The 26,156-nt window shown below is 38.3% G+C and carries 20 protein-coding genes; 5 read left to right on the top strand and 15 right to left on the bottom strand.

The annotated features are described in order from the left end of the window. Window positions 1-30 precede the first annotated feature (30 nt). Window positions 31-1,791 carry a hypothetical protein gene (locus tag NZ900_04940; GenBank protein MCS7233430.1) on the bottom strand — a complete coding sequence of 587 codons (1,761 nt, stop codon included), beginning with the start codon at window positions 1,789-1,791 and terminating at the stop codon, window positions 31-33. Window positions 1,792-1,874: 83 nt separating this feature from the next. On the opposite strand from NZ900_04940, the gene NZ900_04935 reads away from it, so the two are divergent. Next, on the top strand, window positions 1,875-2,336 hold the full coding sequence (locus NZ900_04935; GenBank protein MCS7233429.1) for a bifunctional nuclease family protein: 462 nt from the start codon (window positions 1,875-1,877) through the stop codon (window positions 2,334-2,336). Here the strand turns inward: NZ900_04935 and NZ900_04930 are convergent. Next, a complete protein-coding gene (locus tag NZ900_04930) occupies window positions 2,333-3,556 on the bottom strand; it encodes a M20 family metallo-hydrolase (GenBank protein ID MCS7233428.1) in 1,224 nt (407 codons plus the stop codon). The genes NZ900_04935 and NZ900_04930 overlap by 4 nt on opposite strands. Then, window positions 3,546-4,178 (bottom strand): aspartate/glutamate racemase family protein, encoded by a 633-nt coding sequence (locus NZ900_04925; protein MCS7233427.1) that lies wholly within the window; start codon window positions 4,176-4,178, stop codon window positions 3,546-3,548. Before NZ900_04925 ends, NZ900_04930 begins: the two co-directional genes overlap by 11 nt. A gap of 120 nt (window positions 4,179-4,298) precedes the next feature. Between NZ900_04925 and NZ900_04920 the strand changes: the two genes are divergently transcribed. Further along, window positions 4,299-4,844, top strand: a complete 546-nt coding sequence (locus NZ900_04920; protein ID MCS7233426.1) for a LemA family protein — start codon at window positions 4,299-4,301, stop codon at window positions 4,842-4,844. Then, entirely contained in the window at window positions 4,822-6,624 is a 1,803-nt protein-coding gene (locus NZ900_04915; protein ID MCS7233425.1) for a DUF2207 domain-containing protein, read from the top strand. The genes NZ900_04920 and NZ900_04915 overlap by 23 nt, the downstream gene beginning before the upstream one ends. On the opposite strand, the gene NZ900_04910 is transcribed toward NZ900_04915, so the two are convergent. Then, on the bottom strand, window positions 6,556-8,892 hold the full coding sequence (locus NZ900_04910; GenBank protein ID MCS7233424.1) for a diguanylate cyclase: 2,337 nt from the start codon (window positions 8,890-8,892) through the stop codon (window positions 6,556-6,558). The two genes, NZ900_04915 and NZ900_04910, sit on opposite strands and share 69 nt — an antisense overlap. Before the next feature lie 88 nt (window positions 8,893-8,980). On the opposite strand from NZ900_04910, the gene guaA reads away from it, so the two are divergent. Together guaA and rnr are read left to right on the top strand one after the other, a co-directional pair. Continuing rightward, window positions 8,981-10,504, top strand: a complete 1,524-nt coding sequence (gene guaA, locus NZ900_04905) for a glutamine-hydrolyzing GMP synthase (protein MCS7233423.1) — start codon at window positions 8,981-8,983, stop codon at window positions 10,502-10,504. Window positions 10,505-10,508: 4 nt separating this feature from the next. Then, window positions 10,509-12,587, top strand: coding sequence for a ribonuclease R (gene rnr, locus NZ900_04900; GenBank protein MCS7233422.1), 2,079 nt, complete (start codon window positions 10,509-10,511; stop codon window positions 12,585-12,587). Here rnr and NZ900_04895 read toward each other — a convergent pair. The 11 genes from NZ900_04895 to rplT are packed head-to-tail and all read right to left on the bottom strand — an operon-like array spanning window position 12,573 to window position 26,142. Beyond that, entirely contained in the window at window positions 12,573-13,712 is a 1,140-nt protein-coding gene (locus NZ900_04895; GenBank protein MCS7233421.1) for an HD-GYP domain-containing protein, read from the bottom strand. The genes rnr and NZ900_04895 overlap by 15 nt on opposite strands. Before the next feature lie 26 nt (window positions 13,713-13,738). Beyond that, the gene (locus tag NZ900_04890; protein MCS7233420.1) at window positions 13,739-14,200 is read right to left on the bottom strand and encodes a chemotaxis protein CheW; all 462 of its coding nucleotides are present in this window, start codon (window positions 14,198-14,200) and stop codon (window positions 13,739-13,741) included. A 36-nt stretch (window positions 14,201-14,236) separates the two neighbouring features. After that, window positions 14,237-16,846 carry a UvrD-helicase domain-containing protein gene (locus NZ900_04885; GenBank protein ID MCS7233419.1) on the bottom strand — a complete coding sequence of 870 codons (2,610 nt, stop codon included), beginning with the start codon at window positions 16,844-16,846 and terminating at the stop codon, window positions 14,237-14,239. Between the two features lie 13 nt (window positions 16,847-16,859). Beyond that, a complete protein-coding gene (locus NZ900_04880) occupies window positions 16,860-19,010 on the bottom strand; it encodes a cell division protein FtsA (GenBank protein ID MCS7233418.1) in 2,151 nt (716 codons plus the stop codon). 11 nt (window positions 19,011-19,021) lie between these two features. Next, window positions 19,022-21,355, bottom strand: a complete 2,334-nt coding sequence (locus NZ900_04875) for an endonuclease MutS2 (protein ID MCS7233417.1) — start codon at window positions 21,353-21,355, stop codon at window positions 19,022-19,024. Beyond that, window positions 21,346-21,855, bottom strand: a complete 510-nt coding sequence (locus tag NZ900_04870; protein ID MCS7233416.1) for a CvpA family protein — start codon at window positions 21,853-21,855, stop codon at window positions 21,346-21,348. Before NZ900_04870 ends, NZ900_04875 begins: the two co-directional genes overlap by 10 nt. Beyond that, window positions 21,837-22,088, bottom strand: coding sequence for a cell division protein ZapA (gene zapA / locus NZ900_04865; GenBank protein ID MCS7233415.1), 252 nt, complete (start codon window positions 22,086-22,088; stop codon window positions 21,837-21,839). The genes NZ900_04870 and zapA overlap by 19 nt, the downstream gene beginning before the upstream one ends. Continuing rightward, window positions 22,088-22,330 carry a cell division protein ZapB gene (gene zapB, locus NZ900_04860; GenBank protein MCS7233414.1) on the bottom strand — a complete coding sequence of 81 codons (243 nt, stop codon included), beginning with the start codon at window positions 22,328-22,330 and terminating at the stop codon, window positions 22,088-22,090. Before zapB ends, zapA begins: the two co-directional genes overlap by 1 nt. Before the next feature lie 12 nt (window positions 22,331-22,342). Then, a complete protein-coding gene (gene pheT / locus NZ900_04855; GenBank protein MCS7233413.1) occupies window positions 22,343-24,739 on the bottom strand; it encodes a phenylalanine--tRNA ligase subunit beta in 2,397 nt (798 codons plus the stop codon). Window positions 24,740-24,752: 13 nt separating this feature from the next. Further along, the gene (gene pheS, locus NZ900_04850; protein ID MCS7233412.1) at window positions 24,753-25,769 is read right to left on the bottom strand and encodes a phenylalanine--tRNA ligase subunit alpha; all 1,017 of its coding nucleotides are present in this window, start codon (window positions 25,767-25,769) and stop codon (window positions 24,753-24,755) included. A gap of 13 nt (window positions 25,770-25,782) precedes the next feature. After that, complete coding sequence (gene rplT, locus NZ900_04845; GenBank protein MCS7233411.1) at window positions 25,783-26,142, bottom strand: 50S ribosomal protein L20; 360 nt, start codon at window positions 26,140-26,142, stop codon at window positions 25,783-25,785. Between the last annotated feature and the right edge of the window lie 14 nt (window positions 26,143-26,156).

Here is a 26,156-nt window from a genome sequence, read left to right as displayed (position 1 = left end):
AGGCTTTTCCTACATGTTCTAAAAGATTTACTATTTAATATTAACCTCCTTTTCTATATATCCCTCAACATAAAAATCAGTATCAAAGACAACCTTAACTTGATGTTTCTTCTCACGATTTTGTTCATCTTCAGATTCCTCTAAATCTTCATTGTTCTCTACACTTTCATCGTTTTCCTCATCCTTACTATTCAATTTCCCTTTACCTTCTTTATCCTGAGCATTCGCTCTATCCCCGCTAGAAACAATCTCAACTATAACCTCGTTATTATTTTCCTCTTTCCTAAGATCATCCAAAAGATCTTTAAGATTCTTATAAACCTTTTCCTCCTTCTTATCCCCCTTATTTTTGCCCTGAGGATATATACCTCCACCTCTAACCATTAGTATAGCTTTTCCTTGCGGAAAATCCTCTGGAATCCTAAGCTTAACTTCCTTCTCAGTGCCTTTACCTCTATAAGGAAGGAGCTTTACCTTAACTATCAACTCCTCCCCCCTTGAGATCTCCTTCTTTGCAACTTTAACATCCTTTATCCATAAGACCTTAGGTTGAGCAGTAAATTCCGCTTCTATAGTAACCCCCAAAGGAAAAACCTCAGCAAATTCGTTATATAATATCAAAAAGAAATCCCTCTTAAAGGCCTCAAAAGCTTCCTTCGAGACATCTTCACCACTGTAGAAGTAGTTAGTCCTTTCAACAACATAGGGGATGTTTCTGCCCTCCAATTTATACTTTAGCTTAACGGTTCCATCTCCAACTCTGCCCCATCCCAGATCAAATGTACTCAAGAAAATAGCCTTAAGCAACTTATCTAGTATACCATCATCATAGACTACCCTAACAAAGGATTTTCTCTCTTTACCCTCATCTAAACTCTTGACATAGAAGCTTATAGGTATACTTAAGGGATAACGCCTTAAAACTCCACCTATAGCTTCAATTCTATCCTGTGTAACTACACCCACTATATCTCCAGGAGTTCCAAGCTTAAAAGGAAACTCTATACTAGATATACACTCATGAATATAAGCTGTAGTCAAAAAATAATTTACATTACCCCTTAACATAAATGGATGAGCAAAAGCGAGAAATTTATCCCCATCTAGATAACTTAAGGTCCCTATGGCTCCAATGTTAATATCACCACAGGAAAGAAGAGCCCCTACAGCAGCTCCAGGCACGAGCTTAACATCTCTTGCAACCTTTATTTCCCCAGAGATAGGAACACTAACAAACCTAACTCCATACCTTTCAAAATCAGAACTTATCATCGAAAATCCCCTTGGGCTCAAACCAGAGGCTATCATAACGATTTTCTCCTTCTCCTCAGTTTCAGGATTTTCCTCTGATCTCCTCTCCCTCAAAATCACATCCCAATTTAAGTTCTCAGGTAAGTATTTTTTATCCCAAACTCTTATCATCTCCTCTATAGGAGTAACTAACCCAAGACGATGATCACTCATCTTCCACCCATACCCTATAGCTCCAATAATCTTACCCTTTATGTAAACAGGGCTTCCACTCATTCCAGCAGCTATACCTCCAAGCTTTTCAATAAGAGGACCGTACGCTCTAATAAGTATAAAGTGACGATCCCCTCTTGAAGACTTTATTACACTTATAACTTCAACTGGAAAGCTCCTTACTTCGATTCCCTTAAATACAGTTCTGACCTCTCCAATCATTCCAGGTTTAACTTCTTTAAGAGGCATAATCTCGATGCACAAAGCATAGCTACAGGAAAAGAAAAAAAGCAAAAAAATAAAAATACACACCCTCTTCAAAAACACTTAAAAGCACCTCCTTAATTCTTAGCTTTATAAAAAGTATATCACAAGTGTGATATAATCTCTCTAGAAAGGGGGTGAAAGAAATGGAAAAAGTAGTACACATCTCGGGAGTTTTAATGGATCCTAATGAGGGAGGGTTTTTCGTACTATTAGAGGAACTAGAGGGAGAAAAAGCCTTACTTATAGGCATAGGACCAATGGAAGCAAGATCAATATGGGATGCATTAAACGGTAATTTCTTTTTCCGACCACTAACCCACGATCTAATTAGAAACATGCTCGACAGTCTTAAGATCAATCTTCAGAAAATTGTAGTTACAAAGCTTGAAAACAATGTATTTTACGCAAATCTCTATCTACAAAAGGAAACCGGAGAACTTGTAGTAATGGATTCTCGTCCGAGTGACGCTATAGCTATTGCACTAAGAACGAAAAGTCCTATTTATGTAAATGAAGAGGTCCTTCACCAAGCAGGAGTTCCTAAGGAAAACGTCAAAAGTTTACTCTCCAAGGAAGAAGGGGAGGGAAGAAAAGTAATAAATTAAATACCAAGCATCATAAGTATAAAGATTTCAGCACTTTTAAGCAAGTTATCTACACGACAATATTCATTGGGGCGACTTGCTGTATTATCTCGCTTACTCCAAACAAGAGTATCTATACCTTCTTTTCGAAGAAAGGTAGCCAACGTGATCCAACTTATACCCCCGATTCGAGGCTCTCCTTCTATTCCTTTTCTTATACAAGCTTTTAAGAGCTCTAAGCTTGGACTCTCGACTCCTTGATAAGGAGGAGCTTCACTTCTATTTATTACCTCTAATTCTAATGTAGCTCCATAAGAAGAGGCTATATTCTCTGCTTTTTCCTTTATATAACTCAAAACCTCATCAATGTTAACTTGTGGGATTATCCTACAGTCAAAGTAAAAAACATCCTTTGCAGGTATGGTATTTATATTGTCTACGTTTTTCTCTCTCATAGTAGGCTCGAAAGTAGAAAAAGGAGGAATAAAAAGCTCGTTTTGCTGATCAAACTTTCTATAAAGCTCCTCATGAAGCTCAACTATTATCTTAGAGGCTATAAAATTTGTATTTAGCCCTTCATGAGGCATACTAGCATGGGCTTGCTTTCCCCCTAAAGTAAACCTAAGCCAAAGCATGCTTTTCTCTGCAACCTCAATGAAAAGACCGTCTGACTCACCAGCATCAGGAACCAATGCAATATCACCCTTTTTAAATACACCTTGCTTAAGAAGATGCAACATACCATAATTGCTTCCAGATTCTTCGTCAGAAACAAAGGCAAGGGAAACGTTAATTTTGGGCTTTATCCCTTCCCTGATTAAAAAAGAAAGAGCATACAGAGCTGCAACTATTTCTTGACCGTTATCTTCAGCGCCTCTGCCAAAAACCTTTCCTCCCTTTACAACAGGTTTGAATGGATCAGTTTCCCACAATCTTAAATCTCCTGGAGCTACTACATCTAAATGCGTTATTAACCAAAAGGTTCTAGATTTATCCTCTCCTTCAATAGTGATAATAAAATTTGGTCGAGCTCCATCACTAACTCTCCAATCCAAGCAATCATACCACCGTGGAAGTGGAAGACCAAGTTCTTTAGCTTTCCTAACAACTACTTTAGCTTTCTTCATCTCTCCATCTCCACCAGCCTCAGGTGCAAGAGCAGGAACGGAAATTATATCACATAAACTCTTAACCATGCTGTCACGCTTTTCCTCAAGATATGTTCTTATCCTAGTGAGCATCTTCTACCTCCTTTTTCCTCAATATTACCTCTATAAGACTTAAAGCTTTCGATAAGGGTTCTATAATAGGCACACTTATCTTTTTGCTCAAAACCTCTGAAAATTTCCTCCATGCCGGATAACCCAATACTATCGCTTCCGCGCAATCCTCCTCTATAGCCTTTCTCGCTTCAGCAAGAAGAAAAGGAAAGACATCGCTACTTGCAGATCTAACAACCCTTATGGAAGCTAAAGAGGGAGCCAGTCCCTTTTCAAGAATCCTCCTATATATAAGAGAAGCAATATAATGATTCGGAGCAAGAATACTAAACCTTCTACCATGAAGAGAACCGCTTATTAAAGAAACATCACTTAAGCTTATAACAGGAACACCAACTTTTTTAGGCAAGTCCAAACCAAGGTCTTCAAAACAGCTTATAACTATAGCATCATAAAGCTTAGAAATGCTCTTCAGAACGCCAAGGATATTTGACACCACTTGAGCCAACCCATAGGTATCTTCTACGACGGAGGGAACTTCTGAAAGGGGCTTAACTTCAATTGAAATCGTATCATAACTTTTTAAAATGTCATCCAAGTTTACCTCACCAGGAGTTATTAGAAGCACCCTCCTTCTACTCAAAAGGACCTCACCTCCATTTATCAAAGGATACCACCTAAGGAGAAAAAAAACAAGAGCCTTTGATAAAAGGCGGAAACTATGGTACACTATGATATATCCTTCAGAGAAGGGGGTTAAAAAATGGGATGGATTATATTGGTGGTTTTACTACTAATAGCAGGCATCATAGTTATCTATTACAATAGATTTATAACCTTAAGAAACAGAGTAGATAACGCATGGGCCCAAATAGAAGTCCAACTTAAAAGAAGAGCGGATCTTATACCAAACTTAGTAGAAACAGTGAAAGGTTACGCTTCTCACGAAAAAGAAACCTTTGAGAAAGTAACTCAAGCGAGAAGCGCAGTTCTAAGTGCAAAAACCCCAAAAGAATTCGCTCAAGCAGAAGGAGAGCTTACAACTGCCCTTAAAACTTTATTTGCTATTGCCGAAGCCTATCCTGAACTTAAAGCAAACTCAAACTTCCAGGAACTACAGAAAGAGCTTGCAGAAACAGAAAACAAAATAGCCTACACTCGCCAGTTTTATAACGATACGGTGTTAATGTACAATAATGCTATAGAAACCTTTCCGGGGATTATAATTGCAAGATTATTCAACTTCACAAAAAGAGAGTTTTTTAAAGCTGAAGAGGGTGAAAGAATTGCTCCTAAGATATCCTTTTAAAATGAGCTTTGTGAAGCCCCTTATTTTAACTATTCTAATTTTATTTCTTCCGTTAGAAGGTCTAGCAAAAAACTACTACCTTAAAGAAGCCAATGTAGAAATAAAGGCCCTTGAAAGTGGATTAGTAAAAGTCACAGAAAAGATTACTTACAGCTTTTCAGGAAGATTCCGCTTTGTCGAAAGAATAATACCTCTGAGGGATATTTTCATAGAAAACGTTAGTGCAAGCGTCAAAGGAGCAGCAGCATTGTTTCAGAAAAGAGTTGAACAAGGAAAAGGTATTATTATTACTGCTTACATTAGCGAAGATCCACAAAATATAAATAAAGGTGTAGAAAATAAGGACATAACATTGATAATCTCATACGATATTAAAGGAGCCCTAAAGCTATTTCAAGACGTAGCTGAGTTATTCCCGAAGCTCTGGGGAGAAGGATGGAGCAAGCCTCTTAACTTACTTAAAGGTGAGATAGAACTACCAAAAACCATAAGTAAGGAAGTAAAATACTGGATTCATCCTAAAGACTATCTAAAGGAAACAAGGTTAGAAGGGAATAAACTTCTTCTAAATTTTGAAAATATACCATCACATCAATTTATAGAAATAAGACTTTTGATGCCTAAGGAATGGTTTGTAAACGCTATCTTCGCGAAAAAGTATAACTATCCTGCCTTAAGAAAGATAGAGGAAATAGAGCTATCCTATGAGAGAAAATCTTCTCTATTCATGGGATTAGCTCTATTAACAGCAGCTCTTTCAATATTTATACCTTTAGTTATATACTTAAAGTGGGGAAGGGAACCAAAGGTATCATACTATGCCCCTTACGAACACGAACCTCCCTATCCAGATCCACCATCTTTCGTTAACGCCATAATGATGGGTAAAATAGGAATTCCCACACTCGAGGGCTTTATAGCAAGCATACTTGAGCTTATAAGAAAGGGTTTTCTTGAAATAGAAAATGAAAAAGGAAGCGACATTATAATAAAAATTAAAAAGACTAATAACGAAGAATTAAATCCCCCAGAAAAGGAGATTCTAAATTTTCTTAAGGAAGAGCTAAAAAACGAAGGAAAGGGCTGGAAAAAGCTAACAGAAGCATGGAAAAACAGTACGAAGTTTAAAGACTTCTTCGATCTATGGAAAGATATCGTAACACAGGAGCTAAACCCAACAAGGTTTTTCACTGCCACAGGAAGCAAACTTCTTAAAATTTACGGAAGCTTAGCTTTCTTCTTAGGAATTATATTAATGGCAATTTTAACAGCAGGCTCTCAAAGAATGTTTTACCCTAAAGTATGGAATCTTCTAATGCTTTCGATGGGACTGTTAACTATAAGCGGAATAATTTCCTTCTTTCTACCTGAGCAAGTGGGTGGAAGATGGACACCTTTCGGAAGGGTTTATTCTATGAGATGGAAGGCTTTCAAAAGGTTTCTAAGTGACTTCAGCTTGCTCAAGATGCATCCCCCGACATCTATAGCTATATGGGATAAATACCTCGTATATGCTACAGCCTTGGGAGTAGCAGAAGAAACTTGGAAGGCCATGAAATTCCTTATTCCAAGAGAAACAATTCGTGAAAGCTCTTTCTACCCCGTTTGGGACTTTCCAACGGTTTGGATTGGAAACCTTCGCTCTTCCCTAATGGATGCTTATATAGTTAAAACCCAAGACTACACCGAAAAAAGTATTTTCTCCGACTTCCTAGGAGGAAGTGGAGGGATAGGTGGAATCGGCAGAGGATTTGGTGGTGGTGGAGGAAGAGCTGGTTAAGCTCTTATAAAGAACTACTTTTCTTCCTCCTTTTCTTTTAGCTTCATACAACGCTATATCTGCAGCAGCTATAATATTATCTTCCGTCATTCCCTTCTCGTATTCAGCTACACCAAAACTTAACCCTACGACTTCAAACTCATAGCGTTCAAATTCCCTGGTTATTCGATCAGCCACCTTAAGAGCTCCATCATAAGAGGTAGAAGTAAGTATAACAGCAAATTCATCTCCTCCGTATCTAAAGGCATAATCCATCCCTTTTCTTATGCTCTCCTTTAAAACAACACCAAACATCTTCAAAAGCTTATCCCCAGCCAGGTGCCCAAAAGCGTCATTATAGGCCTTAAAGTTATCCATATCAATGAACATCAGTATTAAATTAGTCTCCTGTCTCACTGCACGAGCTATTTCCTCAGAAAGCCTTTGATAAAAGAATCTCCTGTTATAAAGTCCGGTTAAATCATCAGTAATTGCAAGATCCTCAAGCCTTTGATAAAGATTTATATTATCTATGCCAATAGCTATAACATCAGCCACTGCTTTCAAAATGTTTCTATCCTCCTCAGGAAAAGCATTAACTCGATCAGAACCGAGAAAGAGGATTCCAAAGGTCGAACCCCTTGCCATCAAGGGAATAACAAGCTCGCTCATAGTTTCAACACCGAAGCTTTTCCCTATACTAAATGCGCCTCTTGTATCTGGCACATAGAGCATCTCCCCCATATCTACCACCTTAGAAAGGCCCTTCTCTAATATAAGAAGATCCTTAACTTCCCTCTTAGCACCCTTAACTTTTTCAACCTTAAGAGCTCTCCACTTTTCCTCAAGAAATGCTATAAAAGCCAAAGTTGTAGGGAAGTACGCATAAATCAAATCAGTAACCTCTCTAATAAAGTCTTCCTTCCCCCTACGAACTACCACAACCTTGCTAACTTCAAAAAGTATATGCTCTTCCCAGATTTTCCTTTCCAATCTTCGTGCTAAATCCCATAGCCTGTGCTCTGACTTTTTATTTTCAGTTATATCTCTCGCTAAAACCATCACCCCCTCAACATCTCCGCTTGCCTCCTTAATAAGGAAACAACCTACCTCGAAAGTCCTATTTTCACCAAGTTTGAACTCCTGTCTTATACTACCCTTTTTCTCAAGATCTCCATGATAGAAACAGGAAGAAAGATACATGGATAAGAATGGGCATGGTTTCCCATCAATATCATTACCTAGAAGCTCTCGAGCAAACTCATTTGCAAAACTTACCCTTCCTGCTTTATCCATTATCAGAAGTGGCATATTTATACTACCAAGGGCTCTACCCGTAAACTTCCTTTCCCCCTCAAGCTTATTTTTGTATATCCAGAACTCCCTCAGAAGAAGAAAGGCAAAAAGCAATGTAGATATACTAAATAAAAAGATTATTAAAACTGAAAATCTCATTCCTGGTATGAAACCCAGAGAATATAAGAATGGGCTATACGAAATAAGCATCACATACCAATCTCTTGAAAGAAGAGAAACCTTATCAAACAGGACTAAAACTTTTTTCCCCTGAAAATCTCCACTTAAATAAGAAGAACCTTCTATATCAGTAAATAAGGGTAACTCTTTGCCAAAAAGCTCTTTAAAGGCTTTACCAACAAATCTAGTAAACGTAGAAGAGTAAACTATTCTTTCGTCATTCTTATCAATTATTAAAAGATCTTTAATCCCATCAAGACGAGGCCCAAGATTTTTAGCATAACTTACAACAAGACATAAAGCACCTACAAATTCCCCATCCCTTCTTACAGGATAAGCTATAGTGATACCAAAACCTCCTTCTAAAAGCGTTACGGAGTTTGAAAAAACAACATCTTTTGATTCCGTAACCCTTTTAAAAAAATCCCAAGCAGAACTAGCGCTTTTAAAGCTGTAACCGTAAGGAGTATGCTCTGGGGGGAAACCATCTTTAATGCTCCCTTCTCTGTCTATCCATTGAACAGCAAGAATAGTTCCATGAGATCCCTCATAAAAAGCCTTAAGAATGCCTCTTATATTATTAGTTAAAACTGGCATTCTCTCCATCTCACTGGCCAATAGCTTTAGTCTAGAAACGTTTCCCTCAAAAAACTCCCTAACTATTCTTGCCGAGGATAACAGCTTCTCACGATTCTCCTGTAAAAAAAGCTCGGTTATTTGTTTTGTCCCTACATAGTGTACAATAGCTATAGAGATAACTAAAGAAATAACACTTATGATCAAAAGGTATCTATAAAGCTTGAGTTTATCCACACGTACACCCCCTCTAGAGAAAGATTATATCATCTAACTATGATATAATAAAGAAAATACTTAAAATCCTTGTGGAGGAGATAAAAAAATGATAGCCATTTTAGACTTCGGTTCCCAATATACAAAACTAATTGCAAGAAGAATAAGAGAGCTTGGTGTTTTCTCTGAGATACTTCCTTGGGATATAACTCTCCCCGATCTCTTAAATAAAAAACCAGAAGGGATAATATTTTCTGGAGGACCAGCAAGCGTTCTTAGCCCTGATGCTCCTGCTCCAGAAAGAGAAATATTAGAAACTGGAATACCAATTTTGGGTATATGCTACGGAATGCAAATCATAGCTAAAATGCTTGGAGGTGCAGTATCCTCAGGAAAAGAGAGGGAATACGGCAAAACAGAAATAAAGGTTTTAAGTGAATCCCCTTTATTCAAGGAAATTCCAGAAAGAAGCTTTGTTTGGATGAGTCACGGTGATAGTGTTACGCTACCCCCTCCAGGTTTTACAATCACAGCAGAGGGAGAAAAAACAAAAATAGCTGCCATGGAAAATTCTCAAAAAAGGATATACGGTCTTCAATTTCATCCAGAGGTAGCCCATACCGACTACGGAATGAAAATCCTTGACAATTTCTTAACGGAAATATGCAAAGCCAGGAAAAATTGGAACATGGAAAACTTTCTTAAAAAAGCCATAATAGAAATAAAAGAGAAAGTCGGAAACGAAAGGGTGCTCTGTGCGCTAAGTGGTGGGGTCGACTCTACAGTAGCAGCTACCTTAGTCAAAGAGATCATAGGAGACAACCTAATAGCAGTTTTTGTAAATAACGGATTGCTGAGAAAAGGGGAACCAGAAGAAGTAAGGAGCTTCTTTGAAGAAAGAAACTTTAACCTCGTATACATAGATGCAAGCGAAAATTTTTTAGAAAAACTTAAAGGGGTTACTGATCCTGAGGAAAAAAGAAGGATAATAGGACACGAATTTATAAAAGTATTTGAAGAGGTGGCCTCTAAACAGGGCAAAATAAAATTTCTGCTTCAGGGGACCTTATATCCTGATGTAATAGAAAGCGGAAGTGGAGGTAAAGGAGCCGCCAAGATAAAAAGCCATCACAATGTAGGAGGCCTACCAGAAAAACTTGACTTCGAGCTTCTAGAGCCCCTAAAGGACCTCTTTAAAGACGAAGTTAGAAAGCTTGGAAAACTTCTTGATATACCTGAAAAGATTCTTAAACGGCATCCTTTCCCAGGTCCAGGACTAGCTGTTAGGGTTTTAGGAGAAGTAACAAAAGAAAAGCTTAATATACTAAGAAAAGCAGATAAAATAGTTCAAGAGGAATTTAGAGAAAACGGTTGGTACGACAAAGTATGGCAGGCTTTTGCTGTTTTACTTCCTATAAAGAGCGTCGGAGTTATGGGAGACGAAAGAAGCTACGGTTATACCATAGCCTTAAGAGTTGTAAGTAGTGAAGATGGTATGACCGCCGATTGGGTTAAACTTCCTTACGAAATCCTTGAAAAGATTTCTAATAGAATCACTAGAGAGGTCGAAGGGGTAAACAGGGTTGTCTATGACATAACCTCAAAGCCACCTGCCACTATAGAATGGGAATAAAGCTATGCGTGACATAATTTTAAATGCGTTAATTAAAGCATCTAAACCTTTACGACCGGAAGACTTGACCGAAAGTAAAGCTAATTTAAAGGAAATAAAGAAAATAATTGAGGATCTTGAAAAAGAAGGAAAGGTTTTTATTGACTCAAGAGGAAGGGCTATTTTAGCTTCGAAACTCAAGCTACTTGCAGGAAGAATAAAGGTTCATCCAAGAGGATTCGCATTTTTTAAGACAGATAGTGGAGAGGAAATATTTATCCCTCCAAGCGCATTAAACGGAGCAATGAACGGAGATAAAGTTTTTATAAAAGTAAGGCAGGAAAAGAAAAGAGGTAAATACGGAGAAGTCGTTAAGGTTATAGAACGTACAAAAACAAAACTCATAGGAAGGCTTCAAATCTATCCAGCTTTTGCCCTACTTATTCCTGATGATCCTTCCATCAGGGATCCTGTGCTTATACCTAAGAAAAACCTATTAGAAGGAGCTCAAGACGGGGATAAGGCCATAGTAGAAATCGTATCATTCCCTATGGGAAGCCAAGGAATTATAGGAAAGGTAACCAAAGTTCTTGGAAAAGTAGGAGAGACAGAAACTGAAGTACTAAGTATACTTCTATCCTATGATATTCCGCTTGAGTTTCCAGAAGAGGTAGAGGAAGAAAGCAAACTTCTGAAAGAAAAAATACCACAGGAAGAAATAAGAAAAAGGCTTGATCTAAGAGATAAAATAATAGTAACAATAGATGGGGAAGATGCAAGAGACTTTGACGATGCCATTTCTATAGAGATAGGAGATGACGGAAACTATATACTTGGTGTCCATATAGCAGACGTTGGATATTACGTTAAGGAAGGTAGCGAACTCGATAAAGAAGCTTTTAAAAGAGGTTGCAGCGTATATATAACTGATAGGGCAATTCCCATGCTCCCATTTAAGCTATCAAACCAGCTTTGCAGCCTTGTAGAAGGAGAAGACCGGTTAACCTTCAGCGTTATTATAAAGATAGATAGATATGGAGAAGTTATTAACTATGATATCAGAAAGAGTATAATAAAATCTAAAGCCCGATTAACCTACGAGGGAGTTAATGCTTTCTTTGATGGAAAGGAGATAGAACCTTATAAAAGCTTAAAAAAAGAACTATATCTAATGAAAGAGCTTGCCCTTATACTAAGAAACAAGAGAATCTCAAGAGGAGCTCTTGACTTCAACTTTAAGGAAACAAAAGTTATATTAGCTGAAAATGGAAAGGTAAAAGATATCTTAAGCTATGAAAGAGGCATAGGCGAAAAAATAATAGAGGAGTTTATGATAGTAGCAAACGAATGTATAGCTGAGTTTGCCTTTTATAGATCTCTACCTTTTATATATAGAATCCATGAAAATCCAGACCCTGAAAAAATAAGGGAACTATCAGATATTCTCAAACTTTTCGGCTATTCTTTAAAAATAAAGGGAGAAATAAAACCAAAACATCTTCAAAACCTTCTAAAGGAAATAAAAGATAAACCTGAAGAAAAGATAATCTCTACCCTACTTTTAAGATCCTTAGCTAGAGCAAGATACGATGTGGAAAACCTTGGACACTTTGGCTTAGCATCAAGATGTTACACCCACTTCACATCTCCCATAAGGAGATATCCTGATCTAGCAATCCACAGGGTCCTTGCTGAATTTCTTGAAGAGGGATATATTTCACCTCAAAGAGAAAAAAGACTATCAGCCTGGTTAATAGAAGCAGCTATAAACTCAACGAGAAGAGAACTTATAGCTGATGAGGTAGAGGAAGAAGAAAAGAAATTTAGAAAATGTCTATACATGAAGGAAAGACTAGGAGAGATATTCGAAGGAATAATAAGCGGGGTAATCCCACAAGGAATATTTGTAGAACTTGATAATGGCGTTGAAGGATTCGTTCCATTGGAACTTATGCCTAAAGATAGGTACATAGTATCTGAGGAAAACTTTATGGTAATAGGAGCAAAGGCTAAAAGAGTTTATAGGATCGGAGATAAAGTAAAGGTCCAGGTAATTAAATCTGACCCATTAACAAGAAAGATAGACTTCTTACTTATAGAGTAAGCTTTTGGAAAGGTCATCAAGAACCTCAGTTATGAAAACATCCGAGGTAAAGAGATCTACTTCATCAGGTTCACTTCTCTCTAAACCAAACTCGTCATATAAAATCTTTACTACGGGGCGAATTGGAGAAATGGGATTAATCTTACTAACAACTCCTATTCTCCCATCACTTAACTTAACGAGACTTCCTAAAGGATATATCCCGAACCTTGTTATAAATTTACTTAATATCCTAGGATCAAAGTGAGCAGCTCCCTCATGAAGCATCTTGCTCACAGCTTCATAGGAAAGCATTTTAGGTTTGTAAGCCCTATCAGTAGTCAAAGCATCAAATACATCGATTACAGAAACAATACGAGCCATAAAACTTATTTTCTCACCGGTTAAACCACGAGGATAACCCTTTCCTGAAAACCACTCATGATGCTGAGCTATTATAGAAAGTATATCTTCGTTCGTCTCACCTGAAGATAAAGTCATCTCTACACCGTATATAGGATGTTTCTTTATTTCTACAAACTCCTCAGGAGTTAGGGGACCAGGTTTATTAATAATGCTATTGGATATCTTAAGCTTACCTAAATCGTGAAGTATAGCACCCTTTGTAAGAACCCTGATCTCATCCCTACTATAGTTAAAATCTAAACCAAATAAGGCAGTAAGCATGGCCACATTAACTGAGTGAACAAAGGTATAATCATCATAATTTCTAAGAGCATAAAGACTAAAAACAACCTCTCTCTTCTCCACTACTTCATCCACTATTCTATCGACAGCTTCCTCTATTTCTCTCATATCAATCCTTCCAAGAATAGCAACCCTCTTAACAGCATCCAAAGCTCTACTTCTAGCCTCTTCGCTTATCACAGGAAAAAGAGAGAGAGCTTTTTCTCTAATGTTAGCTATTGATGGAATCCCTTCCTCTAACTCAGCAGATTCAATTACTACATCTTCAATACCAAATTTTGCGAGTTTAACTTTTAAATTTTCACACTCTTCCTCACTCTCAATCTTCCATCCTTTAGGCACAAGTAATACCCTAGCCTTTCCCGGAGCAAAAACATCTACACCTATTACATCTCCAGGTTGCAAATCCAAAATGCTTTTTTTAATCCTAACTTTCAAAAACTCTCTTCCTTCCCAAAGGATATCTAAGAGAGTCCCATAGTCTTAATTTCTTCCTTCTCTCGTTCAGTCAGGATCTTTTCTATATTCAAAAGTATTATTAACCTTTTATCTATCTTTCCAACCCCTTCTATATATGCAGCTTCAATTCCAGCAACAATAGGAGGTGGCGGCTCCACATCCTCTTTTGGAATCCTTATTATCTCAGAAACGCTATCCACAACTATACCAATAGTTTGATTACTAACGTTAACAACTATAACTCTCTTTTCCTTTTCTGAAATTTCCTCTCCTTCCAAACTAAATCTTTTCTTAAGATCCACTATTGGTATTATTTTGCCTCTTAAATTCACTATCCCCTCAACAAAAGACGGCGCCTGAGGTATACGAGTTATCTCCTGAATTCTAACTATCTCTTGCACCTTAGCTATATCTACCCCATATTCCTCCTTACCAAGCCTAAAAACAACAAGTTGTAACTCTTCCATTGTCATTCCTCCTTATAAAAGTTTTAAACAATTATATTATAGCATACCAATCATCTCAAGTAAGAATCGGGATGGCTCTGCGCCTTTTCCATCCACTCTCCGAGGATACGAAAGATAAAGATGCTCCGTCGCTCTTGTTAAAGCAACAAAAAGTAACCTTCGCTCCTCCTCTAACTCCTCCAATCTTGCTAAACTCGCAAAATATGGAACATTCCCATCATAAAGTCCAGTTATAAATACTACATCGAATTCAAGTCCCTTCGCAGAGTGAAAAGTTAAAAGGTTTAAGGCTTCTCCCTTGCTACCGAGGCCCATCTCTTCCATAAGCGAAATATGATTTAAAAAATCCTTTAAGCTTCCCTCATCAAAAGACGAAGCTAATTTCAAAAGCTCAAGAAACCCATCCCTATAGCTTACCCATCCCTTTTCTCTTCTTTTAAAGACCTCAGCTATCTCCAAAGGTATCCTTAGAAGCTCTTCTACGGTTAATTTTCCACTCTCAAGAAAGCTTTTTAGAAAATCTAGGAGCCTCTCCGCCTTTTTCCTCTTTGAGAAACTTCCTTCTTCGAGAAAAAGCCCTTCAGTTGAGGCTTTAAATCTACTTTTTTTAAAGCCTAGTATCCAAGAAAAGAAACGACCAATAGCCTCAAAATCCCTCTCTAAAAGCCCTCTTAAATAAGACACGACCATCTTTACTTCTTCTCTTTCATAAAACCTAGATCCGCCCACAATCCTATAAGGTAAACGTAATTGAGCTAAAAGTTCCTCTACTATCCTGGATTGATGATTGAATCTATAAAATATTCCTATAGAGGAAAGCTTTCTTGATAAAGAAAGCTCTTTAACTTTCTGAACAACAAATCTCGCCTCATCGGCCTCATCTTTAGCAATGTAGAGCTCAACTTTACCCTCTCCCCTTAAGCTCACTATGTTGGATAGGTCTATACCTTCTTTAATCATTAATGAAGAAGCCAAACTTAATATCCTCTTGGGCAACCTAAAACTATGTGTAAGCTCATATCTCTTTAAGCGAAGCTCCTCCTCAGCCCTATTAATTATGTTCGGTATAGCCCCTCGCCAACGATAAATCGACTGAGTAGCGTCCCCTGTGAGAAAGAGCTCGCTATCATCAGAAGAGAGAAGCTTAATAAAACGATACTGAGCCTCATTTAAATCCTGAAGCTCATCAACAAAGATAAATTTAAACCTACCAGAGTAAATCTCCCTTAGGTCATCCTCTTCAAGTAATTTAACCCCATAAAAAATAAGGTCATCGAAATCCATAATATTTTTCTTTTTCTTTAGCTCGCTAAACTTAAAATAAAGCTCGGATACCTTCTTATGCCAAGGAAATTTATAAGTTCTTAACGATTCTTCTGGAGATATAAGCTTAGATCTCAATACGGAAATCTCACTGAATATTCTATTAAGAAGGGGAGCTTCTATTCCTTCAGTAGCTTCTTTAAAAATTGGAAAGGAGTCTGAAACCAGAGAAAAATCCTGCGAGAAGCCTATCCTTTCAGCCTCCCTTTTCAATATCCTGTAAATAGCCCCATGAAATGTCTCTATCCAAAGATCCCTAGGATCTTTCCCTAACAAGCGAGAAAGCCTTTCCCTTAAGTCCAAAACAGCCTTTTTTGTAAAAGATAAAACTAAAAATGTGGATGGATCTTTCCCTTCCATCAACTTTTTGTAAAGCCTGTAAAGAAGAGTAGTGGTTTTCCCTGTTCCAGCTCCACCTACAAGAAGTATCCTTTTCGCAGGTGAGAAAACTACATCATGCTGACAGGGGGTAAGCTGAAGCTCAACAGTGGAAAAATAACTCTTTTTAGTAGTGATAACCTCAACTGATCTATCGAGCTTAAGGGCCCTGGAAAGAGCTTCCTTGAAAGATAGGGCATCTGCATATCTAAATTCTATCTTCTTAGAAAGAGCCTTAGACAAAACACCGCTTAGCTCCTGAGAAGCAGAAGGTAAATAAAAGTCTAAAGGTTTAGGCTCTACCTCGAAAACCTTTTTCCTTATTTCCTCAAGAGTATCACCATCGAATGGGTTTTTCCCGGTAAGGGATTCGTATATAACTACTCCAAGAGAATATATATCGCTTGATGGCAGAAAAACCCCACTCCAGCTTTCAGGAGCCATATAAACTGGGGTACCAGCAGCTGTAGCTTTAACGCTCCCAGCTCTTATGAAAGCTCCTAAGCCAAAATCAACAAGCTTAACCGAACCATCTTTGGATATAAGTATATTCTCAGGTTTAATATCCCTGTGAACTACTCCGTTAGAGTGAGCATAACTAAGAGCATCTAAAACAGGAAAGAACATCTGAGGAATCTCTTCAATCTTAATCCTTCGATACTCTAATAAGCTTCTTAAAGAATCGCCCTCTACATACTCTATAACAAGAACCAGCTTCCCTTCTATTATATCGAGGTTATAAAAACGAGCTATATTTGGATGGTCAAGGGAAGCTAAAATTTGTGCTTCACTTTTTAAAACCTTTATATCTTTCTCCTTAAGCTTTGAAACTTTAATCGCAAAGTTCTTCCCAATTAGGGTATCCTCAGCAAGGTATACATCACCAAAAGCCCCTCCACCAAGCCAAGAGATTATCCTATATTTACCCAGCTTAGCAAGTAACAACTAACTTCACTCCTCACTCAACGAAAACCTCTATTTTATCTCCATCTTTTATTGGGGTTGTAAAACCTGCCTCTTCACCATTGACTCTCATTTTTACGTAACCCTTTTTACCTTTTAATACCTCATCAACAGGATAGTATCTAAATATATGTGAAAGCATAGGAGAATCACCATAAATCTCCTTAACTTCTATTTTAGCACCATCATATAGAGCTTCATCTAAAGAGACAATTCTTCCATCTAAGGAAATAACCACTCCTCCCCAGGTAATCTCAAGAGGCTTACCATTAACGTAAACTCTTATCTTTTTCAACTCAGGTTCAGAAACAATATCTCTAATTCTGTAAGAAACCTCTCTTAAATTAAGCAAATCTATCCTATCACCATCTTTAACAGGGGTTTCTAAAGAGGCCTCGTTGCCATTAAGAAGAACCTTCCCATCCCATAAGGGCAGTACCCTTTCCTCCCCATTAAGAGACACTTTAATCTCATGAGGCATAGGAAGTACTCCAGCTCTCTTTAAAGCTTCCTTTACTGTTTTAACCTGAAGGATTTCTATTTTAGCTCTATCGTAAAGAGGTGCTTTCAAAGGAAGCTTTTTCCCATCTACGTAAACTTCAGGGAAAAATTCCACCATCTTACCATTTATAAATAGTTTAAGAGAAACCAATTCTCCTACAACATCTTTAACGGATGCAAAAGCCGCTCTCCCCGGACGAGCTCTTTTAACTACTATTCTGTCTCCATGTCTTATAGGATAATCTAAAGTTGCTTCTTCCCCATTAACTAATATCTTAGCCGGCTCCCCTAGTTCTCCTCTTATAATTTTTATCTCACCGTTGACCTCAACAGTAAGGGACATCCCGGGACGCGGTCTTAATTCCTCTTGAGTTATTCCCATAGGTATTAAGGCGTCTAAAACCTTGAGTTCTCCAGTTAAGGAGACAAGCCTAAGCATCTCATCGTTTACCCACACATCTATAAACTTGAACCCTCCCCCTCTCCTAGCCACAAGAGCTATTCCCAAAGGAGTGACCATCTCTGGTCCCTTTAGCTTACCAGTTAAATCTTCCACACCTTTAAGAAATTCTGCCCCTCTAACTCTAACTCTGTTTCTCTCTATCCCGAGAAAGCTTGCTACTTTAAGGTCAAATAGTGGTATCTTACTTCCTCCTCCAACGCATATCACTGCCTGTGGAGGAGAAGAGTTAAGCTCTAATATCTTCTCAGAAAGGAGCTTTGCATGCCTCTCGACCTCCGGCTCTACAACCTTTATCAACTCCTCCCTTTCAACCTTATAATAGTTTCCTAATATATCCTCAAACTCTACAAATGGAACTTCCTCGCTTAATGACCTCTTTACTTTCTCAGCTATATTAAAATCAAGAAGATACTTTTCACAGAGTTTTTCCGTTATTTCATCCCCTGCAACAGGAACCATACCATATGCCACAACAGCTCCGTCCTTTGTTATGGCTATATCCATCGTTCCAGCTCCAACATCAACTAAAGCTAAATTAAGCATTCTCATGTCTGGAGGAACTACAACCTCTATAGCAGCTATAGGTTCAAGAGTTATACTCGAAAGTTTAAGGTCCGTCCTCCTTAAAACGGAAAGCATACTATCAAGCACTACCCGAGGGAGAAATGTTGCAAGAACCTCAACTCCTATACGTCTTCCTCTCTGCCCCACTAAATTCCTAATTGGATCCCCATCTAGTGTATATTTAACCACGCTATAGCCTACACAATGGAACTCCTCCTTTGAAAAAGACTCCTCTCTAAGTCTTCTTAATGCATTTTGAAGAGCCTGAAGCTCAAGCTCCCTGACTATTTCCTCTTCCACATCTTTTAATATATCCACAGGGAACTCAGCACTTCCCCTCATGGTTCTTAAAGCTCTTCCAGCTACTGCAACGCTTACCTCGCTAAGCTTGCTTCCATATTCATTCTCAAGGATCTCCTTAACACGGGAAACTACTTTTGAGACTTGAGTTACATCATGTATTTGGCCGTCTAACATAGAACGTGTTCTATGTTCTTCAAAAGCAAGATGCTTAACCTTAAGCCCCTCATCTAAAGGTTCAACTACAAGTCCTACAACGGTCCTCGTCCCTATATCTAAAGCAAAGATATCTTCTTTTTTTAACTGTTTTTTCCTCATATATTTAAACTTCATCCCCTTTCGAAGCAAACCACTGTAACCCCTTGTCCCCCTTCGGCCTCCTCACCAAACCTAAAGCTCTTAACATAAGGAATCTCTTTAAGCAGGTCCCAAACCATCTTACGCAATATACCTTCCCCTTTTCCATGAACTATTTTAACCTGGGGATATCCCTTAAGAAAAGCTCTATCAAGGAACCTCAACAATTCCTCTTTTGCTTCTTCAAACTTCTTCTTTCTTATAGAAAACTCATAAGGAACATCTCCAATTTCATAGCTAACCTCCTCTTTAATACCTGATTCTTCCAGCTGGGAAATCCCCTCACCACTTATTTCATCTTTAGAAACAAAAACCCTAAAGTAGCCCATTCGAAGAGCCACTTCTTCCTCCTCAGGGAAAATTTCCTCAACTTCCCCCCATTTCCCAAACTTAGGAACATAAACCCTATCCCCAACCTTTAAAAAGGTAACGCTCTTTAAAGGCTCAAATAGGGGAGCCACTTCTTCACCTATTTCCTTGGACAATTCCTTAAGTTTTCCCTTAGCTTCAGCATAACTTCTGATATCAGCTCTGGCATCTTCTAGTATACCCTTTAGCTCCCTTTCAGCATCTTTCAACATCCTGTTCGCTTTAAGCTTAGCTGAGGCTAAAATTTTTTCCTCTTTCTCACGGATGGTTTCGAGTTTCTTTTCATACTTTTCCCTCAACTCCTGAGCTTTCTTTAACTCCTCCTTAAGCTTACTTTCCAATAAAGAACAATTTGACATCTTGACATGAAGCTCCCTTATAACTTCCTCTATCTTTTCATCTTCATAGGAGATAAGCCTAGAAGCTTCTTCTAAGACCTCCTCTATCATACCGAGCCTTCTCGCTATAGCTATAGCATTACTCGCACCAGGGATACCTATAAATAGCCTATAAGTAGGTCTAAGAGTTTCTATATCAAATTCTACAGAGGCGTTTTCTACATCTTCTTCTCTTATGGCATAATACTTTAAAGCCGGATAGTGAGTCGTGATTATAGCCTTGGCTTTCTTCCCTTTTATATATTTCAATATCGCCATAGCTAAGGCAGCACCCTCTTGAGGATCGGTACCTGCCCCGAGCTCATCAAGAAGCAAAAGAGATCTTGAGGTTATCTTAGGTAAAACTTCGGATATAGGCCCAATATGAGAGGAAAAAGTAGAAAGATTTTGAGCTATGCTCTGCTCATCTCCTATATCAGCAAAGAGCAAATCAAACTCACCTATAATAGCCTCCTTCGCAGGTATAGGAAAACCACACCACCCTGCAAGTAACATAAGACCCGCAGTTTTTAACGCTACGGTTTTACCTCCCGTATTAGGTCCGGTTATAACGAGAATGCCAAACCTTCTTCCGACTTCTATAGTTATAGGAACTGCTCCCTTCCCTAGAAGTGGATGCCTAACATCCACTAATCTTAACAACGGCCTTTTATCTATTTCAGGAATTACAGCTCCTTCCTCAGCCATAAACGCAGCTCGTGCAAACAAGTCGTCCAGTTTTGCCACAAGATCTATATTTTTCTTAAGTTCTAAAGAGTGAAGCATTACCATTTCCCCGAGACTATAAAGTATCCTGTTTACCTCATTTTCCTCCTCTGATTTAAGCTCTCTGAGCTCATTCTGAAGAGAGAGTGTTGAGAGAGGCTCCATAAAGAGAGTCATTCCACTACCAGAAAGGTCATGAACTATTCCAGGAAAGGAGCTTTTCCTATCCCTTTTAACGGGAATAACAAACCTTCCCTCTCGTAATGTGTATATTGGCTCTTGAATAATATCCTCGAACTCAGGGGAATGTATTAACTTAAGCAATTCGTTTTTTATCTTTTCCTCTAAAGCTTTTATTCTCCTTCTTAGGGAAGAAAGTAAAGGAGTGGCCTCTGAGTCTATTTCTCCCCTATCGTTTATAGCTTTAGAAATTGCAGAGCTAAGATTCCTTAAAGGCTCTAGCTCCCTCGCTACAGAGTAAATTCCTGGGAAAGCCTCTCTTTTATTAAAAAAGAACTCTTTAAGCTTTTCTACCCCCTTACAAAAATCCCTTATCTTAAGAAGTTCCTCAGGTAGCAACTTTAGAGAAACCTTTAGATTTCCAAGAAGCGGCGTTAGATCCACCAGACCTCCAGAAAAGGGAGGTGTTTCTTTAGATGAAAGAAGAACATAAGCCTCTTTGAGAATGTACAACTCCCTTTCAAGTTCCTCACGAGACAGTATACTTTTGTCTAAGATTCTCTTTTTACCAAGCTCGGTAAAAGCCCACTTAGATAAAATATCCTTAAATTCCTCAAATTCAAGAAGTTCTATGGTTCTCTTTCCTACCTCCATTTTAGTTTACCTATCATCTCCCTTAAGTAAGGTAATGCATGACTTTCAAAAATTTTATAAATAAAAGATTCCCCTTTAAGCTCCTTAAGAATGGTACTATCAGGCAAAAGATTAATCCCCCAGAAAAGAATAGAGATAATAAAACCTCCCTCTACCAAACCCAAAAGCAAACCTCCCATCCTATCAAACCAGCCAAGCCACAAAATTCTAAGAATTTTATTAAGAAATCCACCTAAAAGGGAGAAAAACACCAAAATGCATAAAAATATCAGAGCGAAAGCTATAACTCTAGAGAGAGGAGAGATAGTTGGGAAGTTTCTCCCCAAGATAGAGGATAAAGCTGAAGAATACTTAAATGCTGCGACCAATCCTAAAACCAAACCAATCATAGCGCATAACTCCCTTGCTATTCCCTTAAACCACCCTCTTACAGAGAAAAATAATAACGTTATTAAAGAAAGGAGATCTAAGAACCCAAAACTTAATCTTTCGCCAGACACTCCTCTACCTTCCTACTTATACCTATTAACTCAAATTTAAGGCTTACCAACTTTTCCGCAAGTGTTAAGGCAAGCATAAGTAACTTCTCCTTGTCCTTAAGTTGAGGATACTTTCTCTCCACATCCTCTAAAGTAGAGCTTATTAAGAGAGCGACCTCCTGAAGCTTTTCCTCCGGATCTTCACCTTTTATCCAATAGGATTCCCCAAGCACTGTCAACCTAACTTTAGCCATTACTTGCTTTCCTTGTTAACCACACTTACAAGCTTGCTAAATATACGCTTTATCCTATCTTCCATATCTTTCTTCTCCATTAAAAAGCGTTCCCTTTCTTTTTCCAGCTCCTCATAGGTTTTGAGTTTCTCATTTACCTTTGAAAGTTCCTCTTTTAAAGCCCTGTTTTCTTCTCTGAGCTTTCCAACCAAGGCTACAAGAGAATCTATCTTTTCCTCAAGGGCTTTAAGCTCCTCCAGCAATCGCTATCCCCCCTATCTAACTTTAAAACCGCTTCTTTCTAGCTCCTTTCTAACTTTAAGATGAACCTCCTCAACCTCTTCGTCTTTTAATGTTCTATCCTTAGCTCTATAAATTACACAAAAAGTCAAGCTTCTATACCCTTGAGGAACCTGAGGCCCTTGATAGAAATCAAAGAGTCTAACTTCTTCAACGATTTCTCCTCCAATGCTCTTTATTACAGACTCCACTTCCTTTGCCTTTCTATCTAAGGGAACTAATACAGAAACATCCCTTCTCGTAGATGGAAATCTAGGAAGCTCCTTATACTTTATCTCCTTAGGAACTAAAGTAAAGAACCTATCAAGGTCTATTTCAGCAGCGTATATAGGTTCGTTCACTTCAAAAGCAATACTTATTTTAGGACTTATTTCACCGATCCAACCTACTCTCTCACCGAGAATATATATCGATGAAGACCTAAACTTTACAAGAAAAGGCAAGTCTTCCTCGATATCCCTAAAATCGGCAACAACTTTAAAGCTTTCGAACAGGTTTTCTAAAGCTCCCTTAAGGTTAAGAATATCTCTAGGAATAACAGACCCTGTAATCAGCTCCTTATCTATTCCTCCAAGCATTATCATCCCTAGCTTGTTGATCTCCACAGGGAGTCCTTCAAAGGTTAATTCTGTTCTAAAGACCTTACCTACTTCAAATAAAAATATGTCTTTACTCCCTTTTCTATAGTTAAATAATAGAGCAGAAATAAGCCCAGGAAGCATAAATGTTCTCATTACAGATTGATTTTCTTTAAGAGGATTAAGTAAAGAAATACACTCTTTCAATGGGTGTCCCTGAGGCAAAAGAAGTCTATCGAAAATCTCGGGATCTATGAAGCTATAAGTTATAACCTCATTAAAACCCTCTCCTATAAGAATATCTCTTACCCTCCACTCTAGCTTCTGTATCTCATCTAAACCCCCAACCTGAGTTTCTCCCCAAGGCATTCTTGGCGGAACTTTAACATAACCGTATATGCGAGCCACTTCCTCTATAAGGTCTATTTCTCTCTGAATATCACCCCTGTAGGTAGGCACTTCAACCTCAAGAAGGTCCTCTTTATATCTTGAGCTAAAACCAAGAGAAGAAATAATAGTTATAATTTCATCCGGTTTAAGCTGAGTCCCCAAAATTCTATTGACTCTCTCGGGTCTCATTATGACAAACCATGGTTTAAAGCTATCTCTACAAAGATCATGATATCCTTTCGAAACCCTACCGAGGGCAATTTTAGAAATAAGATAAGCGGCTCTATCTGCAGCAAAAAGAGTATTACCTGGATCAACCCTTCTCTCAAATCTATAGGAAGCCTCTGTAGTTATCCCTAAAGATCGCGCAGTCATTCTAATCGAAGAGGGATTGAAAAAGGCAGATTCTAGAAATACATCTTTAGTTCCGCTCCATATCTCGGTATTCTCTCCTCCTATAACTCCAGCTATACCTATAGCTCTTTCTGCATCAGCTATAACAAGGTCGTTGTTTGAAAGAGTTCTTTCAACACCATCTATACAACGTATTTTTTCTCCGTTTCGCGCTCTCCTAACTATAACTTTCCTCTTTCTTATTAAATTAAGATCAAAGGCATGAAGTGGTTGCCCAAGCTCAAGCATAACATAATTAGTAGCATCAACCACATTATTTATAGGCCTTAGCCCACAGTGAATCAACCTTCTTTTTAACCAAAGAGGGCTTTCAGTAACTTTAACGCCCTCTATCACTCTACCAACATATCTTGGACACAAATCGTAATCTTCTACTTCCACACTCACAAGCTCTCTTATATCTCTTCCTTTCTCCTCAAGATCAAACTTAGGTAAAAGCCCCCTAGGACCAATACCCTTTATAGCTGCTATTTCCCTCGCTATACCTATTACACTAAGACAATCTCCTCTATTAGGAGTAACGCTTATATCCAATATGACATCATCAAGCTCATAAAGCCTAACAAGAGTATCGCCCTCTTGAGATTCATCAGGAAGAAAGATAGGTCCTTTCCCCTCACCTATACGAAGCTCTTCCTCCGAAGGAAGAAAAGCATCGAATTCTAAGCCAGAAACTTCATAGCTTTTAACCAATTTAGAAGCTATAGAAGCTCCTACTGTGGCAATAGCAACTTTCTTACCCTCGATCAAGACTGCTTCGCCCTTATAAAAAGCTCTATACGTTTTATCTTTAACCCTAAGATAAACAATATAACCATCATCAAGCCTACTCAAACCAGATAAAGTCGCACAAATTACACCATCCAACCCAGGGTTAAGATAGACTATATCCTCAACTTCAAGTCCAACCATAAGTAAACGTTCAGCCAAAGCCTCTGGTGAAAAGTTTATTTCTATAAATTCCTTTAACCATTTAAAAGAAACTTTCATTAGTCACCCCTCCTTAAAACTGACGCAAGAAACGAAGATCATTCTCAAAGAAAAGCCTTATATCATCTATACCATACTTAAGCATAGCTATTCTTTCAACACCAAGTCCAAAAGCAAATCCTACATATTTACCACTATCATAACCCACAGCTTTAAACACCTCAGGATGAACCATCCCTGCACCCAATATTTCAAGCCACCCAGTGCCTTTACAAACCACACAACTTTCCTCTCTTCCACCACATCTAACGCATTCCACATCAACCTCAACGCTTGGTTCGGTAAAGGGGAAATAGCTAGGCCTAAATCTTATCTTCCTCTTCCCACCGAATATTCTATTAGCAAACTCAGATAGAACCCCCTTAAGATCCGCAAGCTTAACATCCTCATCGACTAAAAGTCCTTCAACCTGATGAAACATTGGTGAATGCGTAGGATCAGAATCCCTTCTGTAGACCTTTCCAGCCGATATAACTCTTAATGGAGGCTTCCTCTTTTTCATAGCTCTTATTTGAACAGGAGAGGTATGAGTCCTTAACAAAGCATTATCAGTTATATAGAACGTATCATGCATATCCCTTGCGGGATGATCCCTTGGAATGTTTAAAGCTTCAAAATTATAATAGTCAAGCTCAATCTCAGGACCCTCTTCAAGAGAAAACCCCATAGAGGAAAAAATCTCTATTATTTCTCTTAAAACTCTACTTAAAGGATGAAGATTACCTCTCTTGATGCGCCTTCCAGGTAAAGTAAAATCCACTTTACCCTCAATTTCTCTTTTAAGAGCCTCTGCTTTAAGGATTTCCTCTTCTCTTTTATTAATCTCTTCTTCTATCCATTCTTTCAGTTCATTTAAAACTTTGCCCTTTTCTTTTCTCTCCTCAGGGGAAAGATCCTTAAAGTTCTTGAAAAGCGCAGTTACTATCCCCTTTCTCCCTATATATTTAGCTTTAATCTCATACAGAATGGGGAGGCTTTTAGCCTCCCCGATATCTTTGAGAAATTCTATTCTTATATTCTCAAGGTTCATAATCGATCCCTCTCTAAGCAACCCCAAGGTTTTCCTTGGCAATTCTTACAAGCTCAGAGAAAGATTCCCTATCGTGAATGGCAAGCTCAGCTAAAACCTTTCTATTTATAGCCACTCCAGCTTTCTTAAGCCCATTGATAAAACGATTGTAAGTAAGACCTTCCTCACGGGCTGCCGCATTTATCCTCGCTATCCATAGCTTTCTGAAATCCCCCTTCTTAGCTCTTCTATCTCTATAAGAATAGCTAAGAGCTTTCAACATTGCCTCATGAGCTCTTTTAAAAACATTTTTCTTCTGACCATAATAACCTTTTGTAAGCTTAAAAAGCTTCTTTCTTCTCCCTTTTCCAGAGCTTGCATTCTTAACCCTCATATACTCTCACCCCT

The organism is Synergistota bacterium (assembly GCA_025060595.1).
Lineage (GTDB): Bacteria > Synergistota > GBS-1 > GBS-1 > GBS-1 > 42-11.
Note: the sequence above shows the minus strand (reverse complement) of the source record. Positions and strands in the feature narration are given on the sequence as shown.